1 protein-coding gene is annotated in these 1546 nt (G+C 48.0%); it reads left to right on the forward strand.

The features are described from left to right. Positions 1-1546: SusC/RagA family TonB-linked outer membrane protein (locus VIP81_RS27845; protein WP_331969195.1), on the forward strand; the 1546-nt coding region annotated here is incomplete at both ends.

Genomic DNA, 1546 nt, shown 5'->3' on the forward strand with positions numbered 1-1546 from the left:
AAGACCATTACAGGGAAGATCACTGACAAGACGGGCACCGCCATCCCTGGTGCCTCTGTTCAGGTAAAAGGCACGAAGAGCGGTACCACCGCCGATGCCGAAGGGGTTTTTCATGTTTCTGTTGCCCCGGGAGCTTCCGCATTGATCATCAGCTTCATTGGCTATACCGCTCAGGAAGTAAGTATTGCCAATAAGTCCAACGTAAACGTACAACTGGTACAGGAAAATACCACCCTTACAGATGTGGTGGTAGTAGGATATGGAACTACCAGAAAGAAAGACATTACCGGCGCCATTGCCCAGGTAAAAGCCGCTGATTTCAATAAAGGAATCACCTCTGCTCCGGATCAGCTGATCCAGGGTAAAGTATCCGGCCTCATGATTCTCAATAATAACGGAGCGCCAGGCGCCTCCGCCACGGTAAGAATCAGGGGAGTATCTTCCGTTCGTTCCGGCAACCAGCCCCTGTATGTAGTGGATGGTGTACCTCTGGATGGTCGTATTGCCCGCCCTTCTTTAAATCTTACCGGATTAGGGCAAACACCGGATGCCAACCCGCTCAACTTTATTAACAATAATGATATCGCCACCATGGAAGTATTGAAAGATGCTTCTGCTACCGCCATTTATGGCTCCCGCGGCTCCAATGGGGTGATTATCATCAATACTAAAAAAGGATCTGCAGGCGCAGCAACAGTAGACGTAAACTACTCTGTGGGCGTGAGCAACATCATGAAGAAACTGGATGTATTGAATGCCGATGAATACCGCGCTGCCTTAAAAGAGTATAATCTTACCAACGGCGATGGCGGTGGAAGTTCAGATGGTCTGGGCTCTATTCTCCGCACCGGTGTTACACAAAATGTGCAGGTAGCTATGAGCGGCGGAAATGAAACCAGCCGTTACAGAGCATCCTTCGGTTTACAGGACCAACAGGGTATCGTTAAAAAAACCGGCATGAAAAAATACACGGCTACCCTCAACGGTCAGAATAAATTCCTGGAAAGTAAACAGCTGGGCATCGATTATAGTATTATGGCGGCGCAAACCAACGAACAGCTGGCCCCCATTTCCAATAACGCCGGTTTTACCGGAAGTCTGATCGGTCAGGCACTCCAGTGGAATCCTACCGTGCCCCTGACTAATCCTGATGGATCATTGAATATCCTGGCCAAAAACCAGGCGATCAATCCAATGAATATGTCAGAAGGCTACGATGATAAAGCCAATATCAGTTACATACTGGCCAGTGTATCTCCCTACTTCAAATTCAATGATAACTGGGAATATCGCGCTATGTACAGCGTGAACCACCAGGTAGGACAAAGAAGAGCTTCTCTCAACTCCAGCATCAACATTGACCAGGTATTAGGTGTAGGTATTGCCGCGTACAACTCCGCAGAACTCAATACCCAGTTATTTAACAACACCCTGACCTACAGCAAGCAGTTTTCCAATGCCTGGAACCTGAGTGCAATGGTGGGCTATGAATATCAGAAGTTTGCTTATTCCGGTGTAGGCATTGGTGCCAAAGGTTTTCCAACTG

The sequence above is a fragment of the Chitinophaga sp. genome (assembly GCF_036566945.1).
Lineage (GTDB): Bacteria > Bacteroidota > Bacteroidia > Chitinophagales > Chitinophagaceae > Chitinophaga.